The 3,007-nt window shown below is 32.7% G+C and carries 3 protein-coding genes; 1 reads left to right on the forward strand and 2 read right to left on the reverse strand.

What is annotated here, in order from left to right:
- On the forward strand, positions 1 to 692 hold a 692-nt coding region (locus ACR0QS_RS12405), incomplete at its 5' end, for an FkbM family methyltransferase (protein ID WP_432633765.1).
- Positions 693 to 713: 21 nt separating this feature from the next.
- On the opposite strand, the gene ACR0QS_RS12410 is transcribed toward ACR0QS_RS12405, so the two are convergent.
- Together ACR0QS_RS12410 and ACR0QS_RS12415 are read right to left on the reverse strand one after the other, a co-directional pair.
- Complete coding sequence (locus ACR0QS_RS12410) at positions 714 to 1,838, reverse strand: aminopeptidase (RefSeq protein WP_432633766.1); 1,125 nt, start codon at positions 1,836 to 1,838, stop codon at positions 714 to 716.
- Between the two features lie 4 nt (positions 1,839 to 1,842).
- Complete coding sequence (locus ACR0QS_RS12415) at positions 1,843 to 2,928, reverse strand: cell surface protein (protein WP_432633767.1); 1,086 nt, start codon at positions 2,926 to 2,928, stop codon at positions 1,843 to 1,845.
- Positions 2,929 to 3,007: the final 79 nt, after the last annotated feature.

The raw sequence follows: 3,007 nt of genomic DNA on the forward strand, positions 1-3,007 counted from the left end.
ATATTTACACAGTCAATATAGACAATAATTTGTTTCATTTTCAAGATTCCATTTTATCCGATAGCGTTAATATAATAGCTCATGAATTAAATAATAACGATTATGATTTTACAAATATAGATTTTAAAGAAGGAGATGTTGTTATAGATATAGGAGCAAATGTTGGTATGGTATCCATTTTACTTGCCAAAAAATTCCCATTTCTAAAAATATATTCGTTTGAACCGCTTAAAGAAAATTATGACAATTTATTAAAAAATATAGAATTAAATAATATCCATGCAGGAATTATTACGGCAGAAAATAAGGCGGTTACCAAAGACGGAAGACTAATAAATATGAGTATTAATAGTTCCAATAAAGGCGGAAGTTCTACTGCTGATATTATTTCTACAAACTCGATTATGACTAAAGAAAATTGTCAAATACAATCAATTACTTTAGAAGAAATATTTAAAAAGTATAACATAAATAAATTAAAACTTTTAAAAATCGACTGCGAAGGTTCGGAATATGAGATTCTATATAATGCCGATATAAACATATTAAATAATATAGAAAATCTAATAGGCGAATTCCATGAAAATAAAGATTTGACGGATGAATACGATATAGATAAATTATGCGATTATGTATCAAAATATATAAAAAATTATAAAGTAACTAAAGCAAGACATTGTTTCGTGATGTAATAAAATATTATAAATAAATTCTTAATTAAAATTTTCAGGATTAAGACATTTCAAACTATCGACTACAAAAATTCCGTTTTTCCTAATCAAAACATCGTCAAAATAAATTTCGCCGCCTCCGTAATCTTCCGTCTGAATGCAAACCAAATCCCAGTGAATAATCGATTTATTTCCGTTAGGCGCTTCGTCATAACAAGAACCCGGCGTAAAGTGAAAGCTTCCCATTATTTTTTCGTCAAATAAAATATCTTTCATTGGTTTCGTTATATAAGGATTTACTCCCAAAGAAAATTCGCCTATATATCTTGCGCCTTCGTCCGTATCCAAAATTCCGTTTATTCTTTTAGTGTCGTTTGCCGTTGCCTTTATAATTTTTCCGTCTTTAAATTCAAATTTTATATTCTCATAAGTAAAGCCATCGTTATAAAGCGAAGGAGCGTTATAAGATAAAATTCCATTAACCGATTCTCTAACGGGAGCGGTAAAAACTTCGCCGTCTGGAATATTCATTTCGCCCGCGCATTTAATCGCTTTAATATCTTTTATCGAAAAAGTTAAATCCGTTTCTTTGCCGATTATTTTTACTTTATCCGTTTTATCCATAAGTTCTACTAAATTATCCATAGCTTTCGACATTTTGGAATAATCCAAATTGCATACTTTAAAATAAAAATCCTCAAACTCGTCCGTGCTCATTGCCGCCTGCTGCGCCATAGACGGAGTCGGATAATTGAGTATAACCCATTTCGTATTTTTTACTCTCTCATTCATATGGACGGGATTTGCATAAAATTTTTCGTATATTTGATTATTCTCTTTGCGGACTGAAGAATTTTCAGCGTTATTTGAGCCTCCCCAGATTCCGATATAAGCGTCCATTTTTTGCATAAGCGACAAATCGGTTTGCGCCCATAATTTTATCTGTTCTTCGTTGCAATCTTTTAATAATTCTCTCATTATTTGCGGATTATGATTCCAAACGAAAGGATTTGCCCCAGCTTTGTAAATCTCTTTTATCAAAGCGACAACCAAATTATATTCTTCGCCTTCTCCGTAAACTTTTATCAAAACATTTTCATTTTTTTTAACTTTACATGAATAGTTAACCAAACTTTCCGCTAATTTATTTATTCTCGAATCCTGCATTTATTTAATATCTCCAAATTCCCCAAACATCCAAACCCGCGCCGAATCCGTTTTTAATTTCAAATTCCGCGTTCCTTTTCATTATGCTTTGCCCTTCCCCGTAAGCCGTAAGTCCGAAAGTAAGATTTTCTATAGGAGTAACTTGCAACTCGCCTTCCATTCCGTAATGAAGATTATATAATCTATCCATTTTATAAATATTGCATTCGAACATTAGTCTCGGCATCGCGTAAACATATATCGCCCCCAATTTTGCCGCAAACTTCGCTGGAAGCAGAGCGTATATTCTAATACTGCCCGAAGAACGTCCGCCGCTATCGTCATATAAATAATTAGTTAAAGAATCTTCCGCGTATCCCGCGTCTATGGTAGCCCATCTGCTTCCGATTCCGTAATAAAATGCAAGTTTAACGGGCAAACTTATTTGAACGGGATAATTATCGAATCTCGTAAGCATAATATCTCCGAATAAAGAAAATCCTACCGTCATAGGAGCGACTGAAGTATCCGTTATTTCGTTTGTTATCGAAGAAAGCTGAATTCCGTAATGTAAAGAAATAGAAAATTCATCCATCAAACCGCCTCTAAACATAAAAGAAAATTTAGGAGTCGTGCTTATCGACAATCTGCCACCGTAATGATTTCCATCCGCAATAGAAACCGAAACGGGCAAATTAAATCTGTATTTTTCCATCGCAAGTCCGAAAGCTAAAGAATGGCTATGAACGATTGGAGCTTTATTGCTTAAATCGTTATATAAACTAAATTGATAACCGATTCCGAATATTCCATAACTTAAACCTATAAAACCTTTTGGCAAAAACGCGAATCTTCTCTCGTCATTTACAACGGTTTTGTTATCGACTATATGCCTCAAATCCAATAATGAAAAACCCAGCTTAAAAGGAGTGTCTTTTTCCATTAGCGGCGAAAAATCGTAAATAGTTCCTATTCTATCCGTTCCCGCTCTCGAAGAAGTAACGCCCTCGATTAAATTATGCAAATTATCTTTATCGACAATATCGTCTATCGCAAACGACAAAGAATTAAATATAAAAACAAGCGAAAGTATATAAACAATTTTCTTCATTCTATCTCCAGTTTCAATTTTAATTTTTTATTAGTAAATTTTATTAATATTTATTAAATAGAAAAACATATATTAAGCG

The organism is Brachyspira sp. (assembly GCF_050873525.1).
In the GTDB taxonomy this organism is placed as follows: domain Bacteria; phylum Spirochaetota; class Brachyspiria; order Brachyspirales; family Brachyspiraceae; genus Brachyspira.